This is a genomic window from Pseudoalteromonas sp. UBA2102 (genome assembly GCF_002331165.1).
Taxonomy (GTDB): domain Bacteria; phylum Pseudomonadota; class Gammaproteobacteria; order Enterobacterales; family Alteromonadaceae; genus Pseudoalteromonas; species Pseudoalteromonas atlantica.
On sequence record NZ_DCYU01000021.1, the window covers coordinates 1 to 20,338 of the forward strand.

Annotated in this window: 20 protein-coding genes, 3 tRNA genes and 1 pseudogene; 9 read left to right on the forward strand and 15 right to left on the reverse strand. The window is 41.5% G+C overall.

The window, feature by feature from the left end; genetic code table 11:
- Both B2R65_RS02055 and B2R65_RS02060 read left to right on the forward strand, forming a co-directional pair.
- Positions 1 to 370 (forward strand): annotated as a pseudogene (locus tag B2R65_RS02055) (symmetrical bis(5'-nucleosyl)-tetraphosphatase); the annotation flags it as partial.
- A gap of 112 nt (positions 371 to 482) precedes the next feature.
- Positions 483 to 2,498, forward strand: a complete 2,016-nt coding sequence (locus B2R65_RS02060) for a methyl-accepting chemotaxis protein (RefSeq protein WP_286740639.1) — start codon at positions 483 to 485, stop codon at positions 2,496 to 2,498.
- An 86-nt stretch (positions 2,499 to 2,584) separates the two neighbouring features.
- Here B2R65_RS02060 and B2R65_RS02065 read toward each other — a convergent pair whose 3' ends face one another.
- Both B2R65_RS02065 and B2R65_RS02070 read right to left on the reverse strand, forming a co-directional pair.
- A complete protein-coding gene (locus tag B2R65_RS02065) occupies positions 2,585 to 4,771 on the reverse strand; it encodes a YgiQ family radical SAM protein (protein WP_024031514.1) in 2,187 nt (728 codons plus the stop codon).
- 105 nt (positions 4,772 to 4,876) lie between these two features.
- Positions 4,877 to 7,078: a bifunctional diguanylate cyclase/phosphodiesterase gene (locus tag B2R65_RS02070; RefSeq protein WP_286740640.1), complete on the reverse strand. Its 2,202-nt coding sequence runs from the start codon at positions 7,076 to 7,078 to the stop codon at positions 4,877 to 4,879.
- A 141-nt stretch (positions 7,079 to 7,219) separates the two neighbouring features.
- Here B2R65_RS02070 and B2R65_RS02075 point away from each other — a divergent pair, with 141 nt between their 5' ends.
- Positions 7,220 to 7,801 (forward strand): SRPBCC family protein, encoded by a 582-nt coding sequence (locus tag B2R65_RS02075; protein WP_004585850.1) that lies wholly within the window; start codon positions 7,220 to 7,222, stop codon positions 7,799 to 7,801.
- The gene (locus B2R65_RS02080; RefSeq protein ID WP_286740643.1) at positions 7,770 to 8,657 is read left to right on the forward strand and encodes a TIGR03899 family protein; all 888 of its coding nucleotides are present in this window, start codon (positions 7,770 to 7,772) and stop codon (positions 8,655 to 8,657) included. The genes B2R65_RS02075 and B2R65_RS02080 overlap by 32 nt, the downstream gene beginning before the upstream one ends.
- Positions 8,658 to 8,681: 24 nt before the next feature.
- Here B2R65_RS02080 and B2R65_RS02085 read toward each other — a convergent pair whose 3' ends face one another.
- From B2R65_RS02085 to B2R65_RS02120, 8 genes are all read right to left on the reverse strand, one after another.
- Positions 8,682 to 9,452 (reverse strand): TIGR04219 family outer membrane beta-barrel protein, encoded by a 771-nt coding sequence (locus B2R65_RS02085; RefSeq protein ID WP_286740645.1) that lies wholly within the window; start codon positions 9,450 to 9,452, stop codon positions 8,682 to 8,684.
- Between the two features lie 3 nt (positions 9,453 to 9,455).
- Positions 9,456 to 10,442 (reverse strand): DUF2333 family protein, encoded by a 987-nt coding sequence (locus tag B2R65_RS02090; protein ID WP_286740648.1) that lies wholly within the window; start codon positions 10,440 to 10,442, stop codon positions 9,456 to 9,458.
- Between the two features lie 8 nt (positions 10,443 to 10,450).
- Entirely contained in the window at positions 10,451 to 10,963 is a 513-nt protein-coding gene (locus tag B2R65_RS02095) for a copper chaperone PCu(A)C (RefSeq protein WP_029773289.1), read from the reverse strand.
- 79 nt (positions 10,964 to 11,042) lie between these two features.
- Positions 11,043 to 11,369 carry a hypothetical protein gene (locus tag B2R65_RS02100; RefSeq protein WP_024031509.1) on the reverse strand — a complete coding sequence of 109 codons (327 nt, stop codon included), beginning with the start codon at positions 11,367 to 11,369 and terminating at the stop codon, positions 11,043 to 11,045.
- 9 nt (positions 11,370 to 11,378) lie between these two features.
- Complete coding sequence (locus tag B2R65_RS02105) at positions 11,379 to 11,585, reverse strand: PspC domain-containing protein (protein ID WP_286740651.1); 207 nt, start codon at positions 11,583 to 11,585, stop codon at positions 11,379 to 11,381.
- A 10-nt stretch (positions 11,586 to 11,595) separates the two neighbouring features.
- On the reverse strand, positions 11,596 to 12,288 hold the full coding sequence (locus tag B2R65_RS02110; RefSeq protein ID WP_286740652.1) for a PspA/IM30 family protein: 693 nt from the start codon (positions 12,286 to 12,288) through the stop codon (positions 11,596 to 11,598).
- A gap of 245 nt (positions 12,289 to 12,533) precedes the next feature.
- Positions 12,534 to 13,523, reverse strand: a complete 990-nt coding sequence (gene dusA, locus B2R65_RS02115) for a tRNA dihydrouridine(20/20a) synthase DusA (RefSeq protein ID WP_286740653.1) — start codon at positions 13,521 to 13,523, stop codon at positions 12,534 to 12,536.
- A gap of 81 nt (positions 13,524 to 13,604) precedes the next feature.
- Positions 13,605 to 14,225: a MarC family protein gene (locus B2R65_RS02120; RefSeq protein ID WP_004589061.1), complete on the reverse strand. Its 621-nt coding sequence runs from the start codon at positions 14,223 to 14,225 to the stop codon at positions 13,605 to 13,607.
- Positions 14,226 to 14,319: 94 nt separating this feature from the next.
- On the opposite strand from B2R65_RS02120, the gene B2R65_RS02125 reads away from it, so the two are divergent.
- The 3 genes from B2R65_RS02125 to B2R65_RS02135 all read left to right on the forward strand — a co-directional run bounded on the left by B2R65_RS02125 (position 14,320) and on the right by B2R65_RS02135 (position 15,719).
- Positions 14,320 to 14,754 carry a transcriptional repressor gene (locus B2R65_RS02125; RefSeq protein ID WP_029773280.1) on the forward strand — a complete coding sequence of 145 codons (435 nt, stop codon included), beginning with the start codon at positions 14,320 to 14,322 and terminating at the stop codon, positions 14,752 to 14,754.
- Between the two features lie 72 nt (positions 14,755 to 14,826).
- Positions 14,827 to 15,294 (forward strand): chemotaxis protein CheX, encoded by a 468-nt coding sequence (locus tag B2R65_RS02130; RefSeq protein WP_029773279.1) that lies wholly within the window; start codon positions 14,827 to 14,829, stop codon positions 15,292 to 15,294.
- Positions 15,291 to 15,719 (forward strand): secondary thiamine-phosphate synthase enzyme YjbQ, encoded by a 429-nt coding sequence (locus tag B2R65_RS02135; RefSeq protein WP_286740660.1) that lies wholly within the window; start codon positions 15,291 to 15,293, stop codon positions 15,717 to 15,719. The genes B2R65_RS02130 and B2R65_RS02135 overlap by 4 nt, the downstream gene beginning before the upstream one ends.
- Before the next feature lie 182 nt (positions 15,720 to 15,901).
- Here the strand turns inward: B2R65_RS02135 and B2R65_RS02140 are convergent.
- The 4 genes from B2R65_RS02140 to orn all read right to left on the reverse strand — a co-directional run bounded on the left by B2R65_RS02140 (position 15,902) and on the right by orn (position 17,246).
- Positions 15,902 to 15,977: transfer RNA gene (locus B2R65_RS02140), tRNA-Gly, on the reverse strand.
- A 195-nt stretch (positions 15,978 to 16,172) separates the two neighbouring features.
- Positions 16,173 to 16,248: transfer RNA gene (locus tag B2R65_RS02145), tRNA-Gly, on the reverse strand.
- 118 nt (positions 16,249 to 16,366) lie between these two features.
- Positions 16,367 to 16,442: transfer RNA gene (locus B2R65_RS02150), tRNA-Gly, on the reverse strand.
- Positions 16,443 to 16,700: 258 nt separating this feature from the next.
- The gene (orn, locus tag B2R65_RS02155) at positions 16,701 to 17,246 is read right to left on the reverse strand and encodes an oligoribonuclease (protein WP_004589057.1); all 546 of its coding nucleotides are present in this window, start codon (positions 17,244 to 17,246) and stop codon (positions 16,701 to 16,703) included.
- 125 nt (positions 17,247 to 17,371) lie between these two features.
- On the opposite strand from orn, the gene rsgA reads away from it, so the two are divergent.
- Together rsgA and asd are read left to right on the forward strand one after the other, a co-directional pair.
- On the forward strand, positions 17,372 to 18,430 hold the full coding sequence (gene rsgA, locus B2R65_RS02160; RefSeq protein ID WP_121637981.1) for a small ribosomal subunit biogenesis GTPase RsgA: 1,059 nt from the start codon (positions 17,372 to 17,374) through the stop codon (positions 18,428 to 18,430).
- 15 nt (positions 18,431 to 18,445) lie between these two features.
- Positions 18,446 to 19,324, forward strand: coding sequence for an archaetidylserine decarboxylase (gene asd / locus B2R65_RS02165; protein WP_286740663.1), 879 nt, complete (start codon positions 18,446 to 18,448; stop codon positions 19,322 to 19,324).
- 263 nt (positions 19,325 to 19,587) lie between these two features.
- Here asd and B2R65_RS02170 read toward each other — a convergent pair whose 3' ends face one another.
- The gene (locus B2R65_RS02170) at positions 19,588 to 20,337 is read right to left on the reverse strand and encodes a HesA/MoeB/ThiF family protein (RefSeq protein WP_286740666.1); all 750 of its coding nucleotides are present in this window, start codon (positions 20,335 to 20,337) and stop codon (positions 19,588 to 19,590) included.
- Between the last annotated feature and the right edge of the window lies 1 nt (position 20,338).

Below are 20,338 nucleotides of genomic sequence, written 5' to 3' on the forward strand. Positions count from 1 at the left end.
CTTTTTTGAAAAAATGTATCAGCCCCACCCCGCTATATGGCATGACGATTTAAACGAATTTGATAAGTTTAGATACATTGTTAACTACTTTACCCGCATGCGCTTTTTAAATAGCAACAACACGTTAGAGCTTAGTGCGAAAGGCGCAATTAACGATAATAAAACGTTAACAGCCTGGTTCACCCACCCTAATATAAAAGCATTAGAAAACAGCCTTGTATTTGGCCATTGGGCCGCTCTTGAAGGGGTTACTCAGCTCAATCACATACATGCGCTCGATACCGGATGCGTATGGGGCGGTGCTTTAACGATGATGGACTTGCAAACTAAGCAAAAAATAGTAGAAAAGCCGACGCTTTTATCTAAATAAACTGTAAAACCACAGTACTTATGTTAAATTTAAATTAATAGATATTAATTGCTTAACTTATTGGTTAAAAAGCCGATAAGATGTGATTGAAGTACTTTAATTGGAAATCCATATGAATCTGACAGTAAGCCAACGAATTTGGTGTGGTTTTATTTTTATCACCTTATTACTCATAATCATTGGTGGTAACTCTTTAATAAAAATTGCGAGCATTGACCGCTCTACCCAGCAGGTAAACCAGTTATCACTGCCCGCGCTTAATAAAAGCTCAGAACTACAAGCTGAATTTATTTTAATGAGTAAAGCAGCCCAAGCTAGTTTTTATACCACCTCAAGCGCACAGCTCACCCCTATAAAACAAAAAGTACTTGAGCAAAAAGACAAATTCAACTCGCTGCACACCGACCTTCAACGTGTAGTAAAAAACGATGCATCACTGAGTCAAAAAAGCCAAGCTGTAGAAAAAACCTACTTAAGCTTTTTAGGTACGGTCGAAAACCTATTAGCTGATAAAGATAAACAACTAGCACTTAATAAAACCCTCACAGCACAGCTTGAAACAATTGAGATTGCAGCTGAAGATGCCAACTCAGTCGTGCTTGATATCACAGATATTACTAACTTTGAGCAAAACCACCCACGCGCTTACCAAGCTGCCAATAACTTAGAAAACAACTTTATGTCTGTGGTGAGTAACAGTACCGATATGCTCACGGTTAAAACGGCAAACACCCTAGATATTGTAAAAAATGAGCAAGCTTATTACCTTGACGAAGTTATTCGTACTTTAGCGTTAATAAAGCCAGCTATAGAGCAAGATAACAACGACCTATACAGTGATTTACAAGCTTACGTTGATACGCTTATAGAAAATATTAGCGGCAATAATAGCCTAGCGGCCAATAAGCAGCGCCTTATTGACGCTATCGCACTTACCGAAAAAGAACTTGCCCAATCAGAGCAAGCAACCACTATGGCACTGTCGCAAATTGATGATTTAGTAACACAAGCAAGTACTGTGGCTTACAAATTACAAGAAGGTGTTCGCGAGGATGTAGATTCAGCGACGCTCTGGACATGGGCAGGTATGATCATCGCAACGTTAATTGCAATTGCAATTGCGATCCTTACCGTTAATAGAATCACTAAGCCACTGGCTGAGGTTAATCGGATTTTAGATATTGTTGCCAGCGGTGATATGACCCAACGCTTAGATGACTCTGCAAAAGATGAATTTGGCGAGCTATCAAAAAGCTGTAACACCCTTATAGATAGCCTACGTAGCTTAATTAAGGGCATTATTTCACGCTCAACTCAATTAGCAGCGGCGTCTGAGCAAACATCGGCCATTACCGGTGAGTCAAGCCAAGCTATTCGTAACCAACAAGCACAAGTAGAGCAAGCGGCAACAGCCACAACCGAAATGAGCAGCACGTCGCAAACAGTAAGCAACAGCGCACAGCAGGCACTTAACGAAATTAAAAATGCCGATAAAGAAGCTGAACGTGTAAAAGGTATTTCTCATCAAAATAAAGCCACTATTGAGCAACTTGCTCGCGAGGTGGACGATGCATCAGGTGTTATTAATAAGCTTCATCAAGACAGCGCATCTATAGGCAGTATTTTAGATGTAATACGCGGCATTGCAGAGCAAACCAACCTATTAGCACTTAACGCTGCAATTGAAGCAGCACGTGCCGGTGAATATGGCCGAGGTTTTGCGGTAGTAGCTGATGAAGTACGCTCACTGGCAAGCAAAACGCAAGAGTCGACCCAAGAGATACAATCTATGATTGAATCGCTTCAAAGTGGCGCAGAAGCGGCTGTAACAGCAATGGATAAAGGTAAACAGCAAGCAGAGTCATGTGTTGAACAAAGCGACTTAGCAAGCAGCGCATTAGACTCAATTACACTTGCCGTATCGCAAGCACACGATGTAAGTGAAGAAATCTCTACCGCAGCTCAAGAGCAACAACAAGTATCACAAGAAATTAGTGAACGTTTAGAATCTATTGTAGCCATAGCCGAGCAAACTGCTGAGGGTGCAAATCAAACAAACATTTCAAGCTCAGAAGTAGCCAAACTCGCTGAAGAGCTAAGAATATCGGTAGAAAACTTTAAGGTGTAATGCACTCCTAACAGCAGTAAATTTACGCAATAAAAAACCCGATACTGTTACTCAGTATCGGGTTTTTTGTTTACTTGTTTTAACGCTTAGCGAGAAGCACGCTGGCGATTGCCGCCTACTTTAGGTTTAGTGTTAGCCTTTTTAAATTGGCTAAACCCAGTATGGCGCGTTAACGCTGGGCGCCCTCCTTTACCTTTACCAGCGCCTTTATGTGCTTTTTCATCGCGGCCTTCTTCTGGCACTAAGCAATTTGGGCCTTTACCAATTAAATTGGCTTTCCCCATACTGCGCAGTGCATCGCGGATCATTGGCCAACCCGATGGATCGTGATAACGCAATATTGCTTTGTGTAAGCGACGTTGGCGTGCTCCTTTTGGCACGGGCACTTGCTCTTTGTTGTTTTTAATATTACGCAACGAGTTCATTTCTGTATGGTAAATGGTGGTTGCATTGGCCATAGGCGACGGGTAAAAGTTTTGTACTTGGTCTAACTTAAAGTCGTTAGATTTAAGCCACAATGCCATATTAACCATGTCTTCGTCTTTGGTACCCGGGTGCGCTGAAATAAAGTACGGTATTAAGTACTGCTTTTTACCCGCTTCTTTTGAGTACTTATCAAATAGTTCTTTAAATTGATCGTAAGCACCCATGCCCGGCTTCATCATTTTAGACAAAGGGCCATCTTCTGTGTGCTCAGGGGCAATTTTTAAATAGCCACCCACATGATGTGTAACCAGCTCTTTTACATAGCGAGGGTCTTGTACGGCTAGATCGTAACGAACGCCGGAGGCGATCAAAATCTTTTTAATGCCTTTCACTTCACGGGCTTTTTTGTATAAATCGATAGTAGGTGTATGGTCTGTATCCATGTGCTTACATATATCAGGGTAAACACATGAGAGTCGTCTACAGGTACTTTCTGCTTTTTTGCTCGTACAGCGTAATTTATACATGTTGGCCGTTGGGCCACCTAAATCAGAAATAACACCGGTAAAACCAGGTACTTTATCTCTAATTTGTTCTATTTCGTCAATAATCGACTCTTGCGAGCGACTTTGAATAATACGTCCTTCATGCTCGGTAATAGAGCAGAACGAACAGCCACCAAAACAGCCACGCATAATATTAACCGACGTTTTAATCATATCGTAGGCTGGTATTTTTGCATCACCATAACTTGGGTGCGGTATACGCTGATAAGGCAAACCAAATACATCATCCATCTCATGGGTTTCGAGCGGGAATGCCGGCGGGTTAACCCAAATAGAGCGATCGCCATGGCGCTGAAATAACGCACGAGCACAGCCTGGGTTGGTCTCTTGGTGCAAAATGCGCGAGGCATGAGCATAAAGCGGTTTATTAACGCTTACTTGCTCAAATGCAGGCAGTTTAACGTATGTTTTTTCCCACGGTTTAGGGCGCGCAGGCTGAATAGTTATTGGTTTAGCGGCCTCTGCTTTTAAATCAATTCCGGCTTGCTTAAACTCTGATTTACTACACCCAACATCATCAGCTCCATAGGGGTTTGGGATAGGGTCAATTTTTCCTATTTTATCTATCGCTGTTGAATCACTTCCGCGCCAGCCCGGTATTGGCTCTTTACGAATAACCGCTGTACCACGAATATCCTGAATTGTATCCATAGTTTCGCCAGCGGCTATACGGTGGGCTACTTCCACCAGCGGGCGCTCTGCATTACCATAAATAAGGATGTCGGCTTTGGCATCAAATAAAATACTACGGCGTACTTTTTCTTGCCAGTAGTCGTAATGCGCAATACGGCGCAAGCTTGCTTCAATACCACCAATAACAATAGGGACACCTTTATAGGCTTCACGTAAGCGCTGAGAGTAAATCATCACCGCACGGTCAGGGCGCTTGCCGCCCACATTACCTGGTGTATATGCATCGTCATGGCGCATTCGTTTTTCTGCCGTGTAGCGGTTGATCATCGAATCCATGTTGCCGGCTGTAACACCAAAAAATAAGTTTGGTTTACCAAGCCCCATAAAGGCATCTTTTGATTGCCAATCTGGCTGAGCAATTATACCTACTCTAAAGCCTTGCGCTTCAAGTACACGGCCAATAACCGCCATACCAAAACTAGGGTGATCAACATAGGCATCGCCGCTAATAATTATAATGTCGCAGCTATCCCAGCCAAGAGCATCCATTTCTTCGCGAGTGGTAGGTAAAAATGGGGCGGTGCCATAACATTCTGCCCAATATTTGGGGTATGAAAATAGCGCGCGTTCAGCTTTAAGGGAGCTCATAGTTTTGGCCGTAGAATAACAAAAGGCGCGAATTATATCCTAATACATTGCTTATTTATACAACATTGCCTAGAGATATCGCGCCTACTGTAAAGTCTGTTGATATTAAGTTTTTTTATTTCGCTCTTTAATAAACTCTAAAAGTTCATGCTCAGGCATTGGCTTAGCGTACATAAAACCTTGTACTTCATCACACCCTAAGTTTTTCAAAAACTCTGCCTGCTGCTGTGTTTCTACACCTTCAGCAATTGTTTTTAGTCCTAGTTTAGCACCAAGCGATACCACCAAAGCAGCAATAGCACCGGTATCGTTATCGGGTAAATCTTTTACAAATGCGCGGTCTATTTTAAGCCTATCAAGCGGTAAACTTTGTAAGTAACTTAATGAAGAAAAGCCCGTTCCAAAATCATCAATCGCCACTTCTACGCCTAATTCTTTTAACTCTTTTAGGGTATTGATCACGGTTTCTAATTCATCCATTACCACGCTTTCAGTCACTTCTAACTCTATATTGCAGGGTTTAACATCGTACTTTTGTAAGGTGTTTTTTACTGTTGAAGCGTAGCCTTTAACCTTAAATTGCGGCACAGATACATTTACAGCAATGCAAATTTCTTCACCGAGTGCCTCTAAGCGTTTTTGCTGTTGGCAAGCTTGTTCTAAAACCCATTGGCCAATATCAACAATTAAACCGGCATCCTCTGCTAAAGGCACAAACACCGCAGGAGATATAAACGAGCCATCTTCTGATGGCCAGCGCAGCAATGCTTCACAGCCAATCAAAGATAAATTATCGAGTGAAAGCTGAGGCTGATACCACACTTGGAGCTTTTGCCGAGCAAAGTCATGACGTAACTGCCTAATAATACCTAAGCGCCAAGCCATTTTGTCTTGCATATCAATATCGTAGTAAATACCCTCTTTGCATTTAAGCTTTTTAGCTTGATTTAACGCAATATAGGCAACTTTGAGTGTATCTAACCCAGTACTTTGAAAGTCTTGCTGCTGACATAAACCAATTCTAAAATCGACAGGTAAAATATGCTCGCCAGCACTAAAAGGCACACTTAGCACGTCGTTAAATTGTTCAAGGTCAAACTCCGTTTGGCGAATAATAAAGCCAAAAACATCTGCGCCAATACGCGACAATAACTTTGCGTCTGGGTAAGCATCTTTAAGCCGCTTTACAATCTCGATTAGCAAATGATTGCCAATTTCTTGTCCTAAGCCATTGTTAATATCTGCAAAACCAATCACATCAATTAATACAAAAACGTAGTCATTAACATGTGGTTTTTGATAACGCACCACCCGCTCAATAAAATTAGTACGATTAGAAATACCGGTCAGTACATCTTTGTAGGCCGCATCTCTTAGTTTTACAAACAGCCTTACGTTATCAAGGGCTACACTCACATTAGTAAGAAAAATCTCTGCAAATTGCAGCTGCGCATCACTCGGTTTATGCTCGCACTCTAAATAAATAGCAGCCTGGCGGTGCTTACTTTTAACAATAAAAGTTACGCTCGAATCAGTTTGGCAATGCTGGGCCGACTCAAAACACTGATCTACTTGTTCAAGCGCAACGCTATCAACATTAGCAAGCTTTTCACCAAAGTAGCTCTCATAATGGCCACTACCACCCAATACTTGAATAAAGTTATCGCCATCTAGCTTACTGCATACCAACCCAACTTGTTGACACTCTAAAATAATGCCCAAGTGTTTAATAATCTCTTTGCACAACACTTTAATATCGGTAAGCCCTAAAATAGACTTTGAAGCCGAAACAATGGTGTTCATCGCATCACTTTGATACTCAAGTTGGCATACTTGCTCGTACGAGCGAATAGCGGTAATTAAAGAAGTTACTAATTTAGAACGAGTTAACTCTGTTTTTGTTTTATAATCGTTAATGTCATATTCGCGAATTACTTTTTCTTCTGGGGTGTTGCCCGCTTGGCCGGTACGTAAAATAATTCGCACATGCTGGTTGTTAAGCTCTTCGCGTACGCGTTTTACAACTTGCAAACCCGCATCATCAGATTCCATCACTACATCTAAAAAAATAACGGATATTGTATTATTGTTTTTGAGTATTTCGATGGCTTCGCTGCCAGAGTACGCATCGTGAAAACGCAGCCCTGCCCCCCAAAACTCTACGCCCGATAACGCAAGCTTAGTCACTGAATGTATTTCAGGATCGTCATCAACGATCAAAACATCCCAAAAATCAGATAATTCTTGGGTTATTTCTTCTTCGCTGTCTGGCGCTAAAAATAAAAAATCGCTTTGCTCTGACGACATTATCTACCCTTTATCAGTTTTAATACTTATATAAGCTCATACCTATGTGCTAAAAATATATTTTTGGTTTATAGGCTAATTCATACTATAGTCGATTAATAAAAAGTTGTTATATTTCAAACTAAAAAACTCGTAAAAGGTGTGCCTATTAAATTTTTTAAAATCCTTATAAAAACGCTCTTATTGTTAGTTTTAGTGGCTATTTTGATTGGTTTAACCCTGCCGCAAAATTACAGCGTAAATAAAAACATACAAATAAATGCCAATGTAGCGACCGTTAAATCGCTGGTCTCTGACTTTAGCCTTTGGCATACATGGTCACCTTGGGGCAAAGTAGATCCGTCTATCACTTTTACTTTAGGCGAACCTAGTCGCGGTATAGGCGCGCATCAATCGTGGCAAAGCGACTGGGGGTATGGAGAAATGACCATTACGTCGCTTTCGCAAAATAAAATGACCTTTAATGCACTTTTAAAAAATGAGCATATTATTGAAGGTGAAATTACATTTACCGAAGTAGAAGGTGTGGTAAATGTAACGTGTAATATTAATGGCCAAACCAATACCCCGCTAATTTCGGGTTATCTATCAATTTTTAGCGAGTATGTATTAAGCAATACAGTGTCACTTGGCTTAAATAACTTACAAACAGTGGCGCAATTACGCGACCAAAAAACACAGCTGGATAACGATGACAGTAAAATCAGCCCAAGCGAGAATTAACCTCGCCAATATCATTGAGTCTTTACTTGGCTACCCCGTAAAAAAAATAACCACAAATACTGGGCAATCAAGTACAGATCAAAGTTACGGCTCTAAAGGCGATCTAAACCCGCTTTATCACATAAATAGCGATAACCCTATTTTAGCGCGCGCCCAAAAGCGCCAAGATTTACTGCTTATAAAACAGCAGCAAAATATAGAAACCATTTTAGCTAAAGCAATGGGGTTTTGCCCCGATGTGGCAAGCAATAAACAACCAGATGCCGACTGGGTAGAGCGCTTTATTGCCTTATGTGAAGACACCTCAAATGAATCGATGCAAACACTGTGGGCTAAAATTTTAACTGGCGAGACGCTCAACCCCGGTACATTTTCTATAAAAAGCTTACAAACACTCAAGCATATGACCCAACGCGAAGCTGATGCATTACAAAAGTGTGTATCGCTGAGCAGCTACAACGCAAAAGACGACAGCCACTTTATTTTATTAGGGTTTTATAAAAAGCCTTCGCTTTTCGACTTACTACGAAAAGGCAATAAGGTATCGCTAAATTTAGGAAAAACGGGGATCAGCTTTCCTGATATTTTAACCCTAATGGATCTTAATTTACTCTACAGAAAAGAAATAGAATCGGCGGTATTAAAAGCTGGCCAAGAACTCACCCTGTCGTTTTTATCGCAAAAAGTGACGTTAAAAGCTAAAAGCAGTGACTTAGTATTAAGCTATTACAAGTTTACCCAAACTGGCGATGAGCTTTCTAAGCTTATAAATTACCCGGTAAATAAGGTGTATAAGCAATTAATTAATAATGCATTGGAGGGAGAATTTGATTTAACGTGGCATGTTAATAAATAACACACCACGCTGTAAGCTCACTAATTAAAAGTGAACTTGAATACCCGCAAATGGGCCTGATGCGTCAATATCGGTGTTAATATCATCAACATCATCTAGCTCTAACGTCATAGAACGGTAACCTGCTTTAATAGCTACATCTACCGCTAGGTTATCAATAAGTTCATACGCTACGCCTACTTGGTAGTCTTGTACTTTACTATCGTCGATAGCTAAAAAGCTGCCTTCAAAAAACACACTTAAACCCGTAAATGGTAAGCCTGCTTCAGCACGGCCATAAGCAAGTGGCACAAAGCCCGAAAAACCTTTAGTTTCAGAGAAGTTAGTGCCACCTTGTTGAGTGGTACCAGTTACAACAATGTCACCGTCAAACTGCTTTGCGTTTAAACCTAAATCAATTGAAATTAAATCGTTATCAAAAATTTCGTAATAAAGAATGTAATCAATGTGAGTTAAATCACTTAATGTATTTGCAGTTGTACCAACTACGTAATCTGAGCCATTAAAGCTAAACGTATCAGTAAGGGTTGCTGAGCCATTAAGTTCAAGCTCAGTGTATTTAAGCTTTAGGTTAGGAACTAATGGCACTGGGTGCTCTAGTGCCGCGTAGTAGCTAATAAAGGTTTCGTCTTCAAAATTAAAATCTTGTGGTGCGTTATCTTTGTAAGAAAACTGACCGTCGTTATCTGACTGCCAGCCATCAACACCTACATATAAACCTAATAGAGTGTCTGCCTGTGCTGCAGGGGCTAAACATGCCATTGAAAGGGCAGCTGCTAAACAATACTTTTTCATTTTTTATCCTTGAGCTAGTAGTTCGCTAAGTTCGATTAAAGCCGCATTGGCTCTTGAAATATAATTTGCCATAACTAAAGAATGATTTGCCACAAAGCCAAAACCATTCCCGTTTAATATAATTGGGCTCCACACGGTTTCTTGTGTTGCCTCAAGCTCACGTATAATTTGCTGTAAGCTTACACGCGCATTTTTCTTTTCTAATACATCAGCAAAGTCATACTCAACTGCTTGTAAAAAGTGTAATAACGCCCACGTTGCACCGCGCGACTCATAAAACACGTCGTCTATTTCCCACCACGACGTTCTTACTTGTTGCTGAAGTGGTGTGTAGGTCGCTTGCGTGTTTGAAGAATTACCGGCTAAATCGGTGTTTACTTTGTCTTGGCCAACACTTGCACTTAAACGCTGACTTAAACTACCTAAGCGCTTTTCGGCTTCTTTTAACCAGCTACGTAGATTATCTGCACGTGAATAAAATTGGCTATCGCGCTCATGCTCGTTAGCAATTTGTGAGCGGTACACAAGAAGGTAGTCTATTCCCTTTTGATACTCTCCCTCGGCACTTGGCCATGCCCATGCCTCAGAGCTAATATTAAATTGTGGCTGCGCTTTTTTAAGGGCTTCATGTTCGGTAGATTGCGACTGTGAGCGGCTAAAGTCTTTACGCATTGATAGCGCTAAATCACGCACCATTTCAAGCGCGCCATATTCCCACGCAGGCATGTCATCCATTATCACACTTGGCAGCATCACATCGTTTGATAAATATCCACCTTGCTTATCAAGTAATGTGCTAGCAACGGTAATAAGCGTTGAGGTGGTTGTATAGCCTGTTACCATTTTTTCGTTGCGTGCTTGCGCGGTTTCTTTTGCATTAGTTACTACGTTAAAACGTGCCGGCTCAATGCTCCAATAAACTGCAATAGCGTAAAAAATAATAAGTAGTACCACCAAGGCACCAGCTATTTTTCCTTTATGTTGCGACATTTATCCTCCTAGTGATGAGCGTGTTGTTTTTTAGATGGCTTTGAATGCGCAGCTTGCGCTTCAAGCGAAACCACTTGAGCATTAGTAAACAAGCGGTTACCGTCACTAAAATATAGCGTGAGTTTACGTTCTTGCCCTACTTTTAGTGGCTCTTGTGGATCAAATACCATTAAATGGTAACCACCAGGCTCAAAGCTTAGGCTTTCATGGCCCTTAATAGTAACGGCTTTAACCTGTTGCATTTTCATCATGCCATTGACATGTTTGTGCTCATGTATTTCTACACGGCCTAAACCTTCGATGGTTGCTTTAGTTAATTTAGCAACACCACCACCGTGGTTAGAAATTGTTAAATAGCCAACACTCGACTTACTACCAGGCAAAAACGCCCTTACTTGTGCATGGCTTACTTCAAGCTTAGCTTCGTCTGTATCGTGGCTGTGCCCAGCATGTGCAGCAACCGATGACGAAAACACATTAATCATTAACGCCGAGGCCATAAAAAAGCACTGCTTCATCATCGCTTTATTCCTTGTGAAAGCATAAAATTTCACTTTAAATTTAACATAGTTAACTAATAATAGTCAGTTAAATTAAGGCTTAAGAGGTTACTTTTTTGTTATCGAGCACCAACCAGCACAGTACAGCTACAAATAATAATGGCCAGGCTATCATCACTGAACCAAATAACAGTGCCAAAATGGTGCCAACCAGCGCGACAATCCCTGCGCCTATTAATCCCATAGTCACTAATGCCATTACGGCTACCACTGCAATAATAGCGACTAATACGCCAGCCAGCTCCAGTCCTACCCAGCTCATATCTGCAATCCACAGTGGAAACTGCCATGAATCAAAATGTATTAGCGACACAGTATCAGTAAAAAGTAACACATATACGACAACACATATTGCTAAGGTTTTCATATCCCTCTCCTAATACGCACGCTCTTCAAGGCAGCAGTGAGCAATCAAATAACCAAGCGCTACTGCAAACGGAAAACTTATAAATAATAAAATTGTTACTAAGCGTGTTGACCACACTGGAAAATCAAGGCGACGCGCTAACCCACTGCATACGCCCGATATTTTTTTATTCAGTGAATCTTTGTACCAACCACGCTGTGTTCTAAAGTTATTCATACTCTACTCCTTAAGCGCTTCGCGCAGTTGTATTGGTATTACTTTGCTTAACACTGGCTTTTAAACGAGCCAGCTCTGCATCTATTTTTTCATTTTTAACTAAAGACTCAATTTGCTCAGCGGTTGATTGCGCTGTATTTGTAAGTTCATAAGCATCAACCTGTGCTTCTATGCCTTCCACTTTTTGCTCTATCATTTCAAAGCGAGACAAAGCATTTGCGACCTTGTCACTGTGTAATTGCATGTTCACTTTTTCACGTGCAGCAACAATATCGTGGCGTTTTATTAATTGAGCTTGTTTGCTTTTAGCTTGCGCCATTTTTTGCTGTAAACGCTCACAATCTGCCGTAATTTTCTCTATCGACTCTTTTAGAGTATTTAGCTGAGTGTTTTTTGCTGCAATTTGCTCATCTACTCGCTGTTTTTCTACTAACGCAGACTTGGCTAAATCGTCACGGTTTTTAGCAACTGCCAGCTCAGCTTTTGTTTGCCACAAAGTTAAGTCTTTTTGTTTTTGTGCAATTTGGCGTTTAAGCGCTTTTTCTTCGCACAGCAAGGCTGCGGCCGTACTTCTACATTCGTTAAGCGCTTCTTGCATTTCACTTAGCATAAGGTTGAGGAGTTTTTCTGGGTCTTCTGCTTTATCCAGCATGGCAGCAATATTAGATTGGATAACATCGTTTACGCGATTAAATATACTCATTGTTTTGTCCTGTTGTTTTTAATTGATAACAACAACAAGATTCCAAGAGTTATGCCAAGTAACAAAAAGTTATTTATAAGCATTTAAATTCAATTAGTTAGACAGCTAATAAGTTATTTTAAACTGACTAAAAACTGAATGCTAATAAGCTAAAATCACTAATTTATTTATCTTTTGACTAAATTTTAGTTATAAAAAAACCACTTTAAAAAGTGGTTTTTTTATAACTGCTCAGCGCTTAAGTATTACTCAGGCACAAAACTTAATGCTTTATCCATTACCGACAAATCAGCCTGTTTACCGTGACCGTTTTCTGAAAGGTGACGTCTAAATCCGCGCGCCCCTGGCTGCCCCTGAAAAATCCCCAGCATATGGCGTGCTATATGCCAAAAGTTAGCACCTAAACGCATTTCTTCTTCTATGTAATCATACATAGCGCGCACCACATCGTGACGAGTCTGAGTATTAGCCACCTCACCGTAAATCTTTTCATCCACCTCATTAAGCATAAATGGATTACTATATGCTTCGCGACCAATCATAACGCCGTCTATATGCGCTAAATGCGCTAGGCTTTCTTCAATTGTTTTAACGCCGCCATTAATGCTTAAATCGAGCTGTGGGTAGTCTTTTTTTAGTTGGTAAACGCGTGGGTAATCAAGAGGCGGTACTTCACGATTTTCTTTAGGGCTTAAACCATTTAACCACGCTTTACGGGCATGAATAATAAAGTCATCACAGCCAACTTTATGGCTGGCTTCAATTAACGCGCATAAAAATTCATACGAGTCTTGCTCATCAATACCGATGCGTGTTTTTACCGTAACAGGAATACTAACTTCGCTTTTCATTGCCGCAACACACTGTGCAACCAGCTCAGGCTCGGCCATTAGGCATGCACCAAAGCGCCCGTTTTGTACTCTATCTGAAGGGCAGCCTACATTTAAGTTAATCTCATCGTAACCGCGCTCACCAGCAAGCTTTGCACACTTTGCTAGCGCCTCGGGATCAGACCCCCCCAGCTGCAAAGCAACCGGCCCCTCGTGCTGATTAAAGTGTAGGTAATCGCCGCGACCAAATAAAATCGCCCCCGTGGTGATCATCTCAGAGTATAAAACAGCGTGCTTAGTCATCTTACGATGAAAAGTGCGACAATGACGATCAGTCCAATCAAGCATAGGTGCAACAGAAAAACGTCTGTTTAACGTTGGATTATCTAATGTGCGTTTTTGCAATGTAAAAGCCTCGGGGATTATAAGTAAATGCGCCCATAAAAAGGCGCTGTATTTTACACAAAAGCCTAATTAGCATCAATGTTAGCTGTATATTTGTAAACCAAAATAATGCGCGATACCGTTGAGTATATTTGTAACTGCCACAGAGCTTAAAATTAACCCCATGATTCTACTTATAATACTTGCGCCACTGTCGCCTATTAATTTATGCACATGATTTGCGAGTAACAACAGCACAAGCACAACAACTAATACAACCAACATCATCGACGATGTAGTAACTTGCTCAACCCACGTGTATTCTTCGTTGCGGGTCATCAGTACTGCGCCAAGCATGGCGCCTGGGCTTGCTATAGAGGGAATGGCTAGCGGAAAAATAGCGGTTTCTGTGCTGTCGCGCACACTTTTAATCTCAGACTCGGGCTTACTTTCACCAAAAATCATTGAAAGCGCAAAAATAAGCAGGACTATGCCCCCAGCTATTTGAAACGCCGACAGCGGTATTTCAATTGCATTTAATAGCTGCTCACCGGCAATAACAAAAAAGAGTAAAACCACAGCGGATACACCCACGGCTTTAAAAACAACTTTTCGTTTAAACTTTTCATCTTCCCCACGTGTCACAGCAATAAATACAGGCACTGTACCTATAGGGTCTATCACCGCAAAAAAGAAAATAAATATAGCTACCAGTTCATGCATTAATGGGGTTCCTAGATAAAAAGTGTTTAATAAAAACGCTGCAAGTACAACACAGTATGTTAGTATATCACGGTAGCGTAAGGATAAGAGAATGATGAATATAGAATCACTCGTAAGTAAAGCAAAACAAGTTTGTGACAACCGTGGTGCGCGTTTTACGCCTATCCGCGAAAAAGTATTTCGCCTATTAGCTAGCGCCCAAGGCGGCGTTGGGGCGTACGATTTACTTGAGCAATTAAAAGTAACAGAAACAGGCGCAAAACCTGCAACAATTTACCGTGCGCTAGACTTTTTATCAGAGCTGGGCTTTATTCACAAAATAGAAAGCACCAATGCATTTATGCTTTGCCATCACTTTGATCATATTCATCCTGTGCAGCTATTAATTTGTGACAGTTGTGGCTTTGTAAAAGAGCTGCACTCTACGGTTATTTCTCACGAGCTAAACAACTTAGCAGCAGAAAGCGGCTTTGTTGTATCAGGGCAAACTATTGAAGCACACGGTAAGTGTGAGTCTTGTAGAAGCTAAACCCAAAGTTTGTTTTAAAGCTATACTCATATTTAGATAGCCACTTTAGCACCAATTTTAAGAGTACCTAACATGAATGTTGAGTTCATTAATCCATTTTTATCTTCTTTGATCAATGTGTTATCTACAATGGCACAAACCGAGTTAAAACCAGGTAAGCCGCGTATTAAAACAGACGAAGTCGCCTGTGGCGATGTATCTGGTTTAATTGGCATGGTGGGCGCGCAAACTCGTGGCTCATTTTCAATTACCTTTGATGAAAACTTAGCTCTGACCATCATGGAACGTATGCTTGGTGAGCGCCCTGACAACATAGACGATGAAGTAACTGATATGGTTGGGGAAATTACTAATATGGTTACCGGTGGAGCTAAAAACTTACTCGGCGAAAAAGGCTATGACTTTGATATGGCTACGCCAATTGTAGTTGCAGGTAAAGGCCACACCATCACACATAAAAGTAAGGGCAAAAAAATAATCATGCCGTTTAGCTGTGATGCAGGCGATGCAAATATAGAAGTTAGCTTTGATAAGTTATGAGCTGGCAACAAACTCAAATAACTTTAAAACCGCGCGCCCGAGGGTTTCATTTAATTGATGATGAAATACTCGCGCAGCTGAGCGAGCTGGCTAATTATAAAGTTGGCCTATTACATTTGTTTATTCAGCACACATCGGCAAGTTTAACCATAAACGAAAACGCCGATCCAACAGTGCGCATGGATATGGAAAGCCACTTTAACCATTTTGTTCCCGAGCACCAGCCTTACTATCGTCACGATTACGAAGGTGATGATGATATGCCAGCCCATATAAAAACCAGTACGTTAGGGTGTGAATTAAGTATTCCTATAAGCAATGGTCGCTTAGCGCTAGGTACATGGCAAGGTATTTACTTAGGCGAGCATCGCGACGCTGGCGGTGCAAGACGTATTATAGCGACCTTGCAAGGCGAAACCTTTTAACCTTGTATTGACCTCCCCTCCCTAGCTTTTACCCGCGTCACTTCGCATTATTTAAAACCCTTTATATCGCGCGGCGGCATGGGGCCACTCGTGCGTTTAATATTTATAAATAATTTTCGTAGGTATAAATCAGATCAAAATATTGTTTTAGAGGTGTTTATTTTTGTGGGATATATAGAGATTGGAGCGGCACACGAGGCTCGAACTCGTGACCTCGACCTTGGCAAGGTCGCGCTCTACCAACTGAGCTAGTGCCGCTTTATAGATTGTCAGTAATTTGTCCGTTGGTGCGCGACGGGTCGCGTCCTACGTTCTGGCAACTGAGCTAGTGCCGCTTTATAGATTGTCAGTAATTTGTCCGTTGGTGCGCGACAGGTCGCGTCCTACATTCTGGCAACTGAACTTGTGCCACATTACATTTTATTCGATACTTCAATTTCTTTGGTGAGAAATTGGAGCGGCACACGAGGCTCGAACTCGTGACCTCGACCTTGGCAAGGTCGCGCTCTACCAACTGAGCTAGTGCCGCTTTATAGTTAGTCAGTAATTTGTCCGTTGGTGCGCGACGAGTCGCGTCCTACGTTCTGGCAACTGAGCTAGTGCCGCATTACATTTTATTCAATACTCCAATTTCTTTGATGAGAAATTGGAGCGGCACACGAGGCTCGAACTCGTGACCTCGACCTTGGCAAGGTCGCGCTCTACCAACTGAGCTAGTGCCGCTTAAATATTGTCAGTAATTTGTCCGTTGGTGCGCGACAGGTCGCGTCCTACATTCTGGCAACTGAACTAGTGCCGCTTTATAGATTGTCAGTAATTTGTCCGTTAGTGCGCGACAGGTCGCGTCCTACGTTCTGGCAACTGAGCTAGTGCCGCACTTACTGATGGTATTTAAACCACTCAAACACACCAACCCCGCGAGGGTTATCGTCTTGAGCGGGGCAGGATTCTACAATAATCTAATGTGTTTGCAAGTGTTTTTTACAAATTAAAGAATTTTTCTCTATACACCTTTAATTCCATAATAGAATCTTTAATGTCATCGAGAGCTAAATGAGAGCCTTTTTTATTTACCTGTTCTAGTACCTCAGGCTTCCAACGTCGGGCAAGCTCTTTAATTGTGCTTACATCTAAATTTCGATAATGAAAAAAGTCTTCAAGCTCGCGCATATACTTATTCATAAAGCGTCTGTCTTGACCTATTGAGTTACCACACATAGGTGATTTTCCCGCAGGAACCCACTGCTTTAAAAAATTAAGCGTTTGTTCAACCGCGTAAGCCTCATCGTATGTACTGGCTTTACAACGGGCAGTCAAACCTGATTTCCCATGCTGTGTAGTACACCATTCGTCCATGCCATCTAACAGCTCATCACTTTGGTGAATAGCTATAGTAGGACCTTCCGCGAGTATATTTAAATCGGCATCAGTTACTACTGTTGCAATTTCGAGTATTTTATCTGTGGCCGGCTCAAGCCCAGTCATTTCCAGATCAAGCCAAATTAAATTAGATTCATTAATAGTCATAGTAACCTTAAACAGTGCTTTTCTTTAGATCCAACGCATTTCGATATATCATATTAGCATCAACCGTCGAGCTAAAGCTTTTTTATACGCAAAGCCGACATTTAAACCAAGGTTATAGGCCAAAAGTGGCAAAACAGAAAAAATTAAGTAAAGGCCAATCTCGCAGGATCAAGGCTAATCATCAAAAGCGCTTAAATAATGCCGATACAAAATTGGCAAAAGGTGGCGCACAAGAGTGGCAAACAGATAATCTGGGCGCAACCGAAAACGCCGTCGTGATCAGCCGTTTTGGCCAACACGCCGATGTAGAAACACAAGAAGGTGACGTATTACGCTGTAATATTCGCCGTACCGTTACTAACTTAGTGTGTGGTGATAAAGTACTATTTCGCCGCGCAAAAGTAAGTGAAGGCGACTTAGCAGGCGTTATTGAAGCAACACAAGAGCGCCGCTCGCAGCTTACGCGTCCCGACTTTTACGATGGCGTAAAAGTAATCGCTGCAAATATTGACCAAATTTTAATGGTCTCAGCGGTACTGCCAGAGTTTACGCCCAGTATTATCGACCGTTACTTAATTGCCTGTGAAGACATGGGTATAGAACCTATTTTAGTACTTAATAAAATCGATTTAATCGACGACGAAGGCCTAAATGAAATTCAAAAAGTACTCGATATTTATCGAGGCCTTGGTTATCAGGTACTGCTTGTAAGTAGTGTAACCGGCGAAGGCATAGATGATTTAAAAAACGTACTGGTTGATAAAAATAATATTTTTGTTGGTCAAAGTGGCGTAGGTAAATCAACCTTAGTTAACACTGTGCTTCCTGATGCCGAAATATTAACTAAAGAAGTATCAGAAAACAGTGGCTTAGGGCAACATACCACCACTGTATCGCGCTTACATCACCTACCAAGTGGTGGTAACCTAATTGACTCACCGGGAATACGTGAGTTTGGTTTATGGCACTTAGATGTTGAACGGGTAACCTGGTGCTTTAAAGAATTTAGAGAGTTTATAGGTGGATGTCGTTTTAGAGACTGTAAGCATTTAAACGACCCAGGCTGTATAATTCAACAAGCGGTAGCCGATGGCGATATTTCGCAATTGCGATTCGACAGCTACCACCGTATTTTAGAAACAATGGCCGATGGCCGTGCTGGTGCACGCGCACCTCGCGTTTAATTTAGGAAACAATCTGTGAGTTTAGACAAATTTAAAATTGCAATGCAGTATGCAATGCCAAAGCACTTTATTTCACGCGTAGTAGGTAAATTAGCAGCAGCAAAAGCCGGTGCTTTAACTACAACGCTTATTAAACTATTTATTAAACAATATAAAGTAGACATGAACGAGGCTTTGTATGAAGACCCAGCGCACTACAAAACGTTTAATGAGTTTTTTACTCGCCCATTAAAAGATGGTGTGCGTCCAATGGCGCAAGGCGAGAACGTAATTACTCACCCTGTTGATGGTGCTATTAGCCAACTGGGCGACATTGTTGATGGGCAGCTAATACAAGCAAAAGGTCATGACTACAGTCTACAAGCACTATTAGGTGGCTCTGAAGATGATACAACACCATTTTTAGGCGGAAAATTTGCTACCATTTATTTAGCGCCAAAAGACTACCACCGTATTCATATGCCTCTAGACGGCACACTAAGTAAAATGATTTACGTACCGGGCGACTTATTTTCGGTAAACCCGCTTACAGCGCGCAATGTCCCTAATTTATTTGCTCGTAATGAACGTGTAGTGGCTATTTTTGAAACCGAAATTGGCCCACTTGCTATGGTACTAGTAGGCGCAACCATTGTAGCCAGCATAGAGACCGTTTGGGCAGGCACAGTAACACCACCCGCCGGTAGCGATGTGTTTAGCTGGAACTACCCTACTAAAGGCGAAAACGCCATTACCCTTAAAAAAGGTGAAGAAATGGGCCGCTTTAAACTAGGCTCAACAGTGGTACTAGCATGGGGTGCAGATAAAGCAGACATTTTAGACGACCAACTGCCTGAAACAGTAACGCGTTTAAACACCGCATTTGCAACAATTAAAGAAAGTGAAGAGCTGTAAGCTTTAAGCTGTAAGTAAAAATAAATATTAAGCACCGCGTTTACCAAAAACGCGGTGCTTTTTTATTGGTAGGCGTGAAGCTTGCTCACGCAAAAAAGGAAAAGCGTAAATAGATTTTATATCAACGGGCCAGCAAGAAAGGCGCCTATAGATGAATTTAACTACGATGCTAATTTTAGCTGTAGACGTAGAGCTTGCTCACGTTAGAAGCGCAGCTTCTCATGGCTTAACTCCGAGTTTAGCCCCGCGAATTACCTCATACTTTATTCACCGCACTCTTTGCAGTTTATATCTTTAATCATTTTAAATTGCTGTTGCTTTAAGCTCAGCGCATCAAAGCTGATAAACACACTACCTTTAACATGCCCTAGCAGCATATTAAGCGTAAGCTGTGCCTGCATAGAGCCTATAATTCCTAACAGTGGGCTTATTACACCGGCATTACTACAATTTACAGCGGGAGCGGCGTCACTTTTTGCAAAAACACAGCCATAACATGGGCTATTGTTTTGCCTAAAATCAAAGCCCATAAGTTGCCCACTACTTGCAATCGCGGCACCTGCAATTAAAGGCAACTTATGAGTAAAGCAATAACGGTTAACACTGTAACGTGTGGCAAAATTATCAGAGCAATCAAGTGCTATGTCGGCATTTTTGAAAAGCTCCCCTGCGTTGTTATCATCGAGCTTTTTACAATGCGTCACTATTTCTATTTGATTATTAAGGCTTGTTAATACTTTACCAGCAGCGGTGACCTTGCTTTGCCCTAAGTGATTAACTTTATAAAGCACTTGGCGCTGCAAGTTGGAAAGCTCAACCGCATCATCATCTATTAAAATAAGCGTACCAATACCTGCCGCAGCTAAATACAAAAGTGCAGGGCTACCTAGCCCGCCAGCTCCCACTACTGCAACGGTGGCTGCTTTAAGTGCTAACTGCCCTTCTAGTCCCACTTCTTTTAATAATAAGTGGCGACTATAACGCAGGGTTTCTTTATCGCTAAGCTTATTCATT